1 protein-coding gene is annotated in these 864 nt (G+C 33.6%); it reads left to right on the top strand.

Annotated elements, in window-relative coordinates; genetic code table 11:
- Nucleotides 1-864 (top strand): toprim domain-containing protein (locus IDG60_RS16745; RefSeq protein WP_206160961.1); only part of this gene is annotated, 864 nt, incomplete at both ends.

Here is an 864-nt window from a genome sequence, read left to right as displayed (position 1 = left end):
TCAGTTATTACGATAGATTTCGAAATCGTATTATGTTTCCTTTGAAAAATGCGCAAGGAAGAATTGTTGGATATTCAGGTCGAACATATACCGGTCAAGAACCAAAATACCTAAATAGTCCTGAAACACCTATCTTTCAAAAAAGAAAGTTGTTATACAACTTAGATAAAGCGCGTAAATCAATTAGAAAATTAGATGAAATCGTATTACTAGAAGGTTTTATGGATGTTATAAAATCTGATACTGCTGGCTTGAAAAACGTTGTTGCAACAATGGGGACACAGTTGTCAGATGAACATATTACTTTTATACGAAAGTTAACATTAAATATAACATTAATGTTTGATGGGGATTTTGCGGGTAGTGAAGCAACACTTAAAACAGGTCAACATTTATTACAGCAAGGGCTAAATGTATTTGTTATACAATTGCCATCAGGCATGGATCCGGATGAATACATTGGTAAGTATGGCAACGACGCATTTACTGCTTTTGTAAAAAATGACAAAAAGTCATTTGCACATTATAAAGTGAGTATATTAAAAGATGAAATTGCACATAATGACCTTTCATATGAACGTTATTTGAAAGAACTAAGTCATGATATTTCGCTTATGAAATCATCGATTTTGCAACAAAAGGCTTTAAATGATGTTGCACCATTTTTCAATGTTAGTCCTGAGCAATTAGCTAACGAAATACAATTCAATCAAGCACCAGCCAATTATTATCCAGATGATGAGTATGGCGGTTATGATGAGTATGGCGGTTATATTGAACCTGAGCCAATTGGTATGGCACAATTTGACAATTTGAGCCGTCAAGAAAAAGCGGAGCGAGCATTTTTAAAACATTTAATGAGAG

The organism is Staphylococcus sp. EG-SA-2, from assembly GCF_017152085.1.
This window is presented reverse-complemented; position numbering and strand designations above follow the sequence as displayed.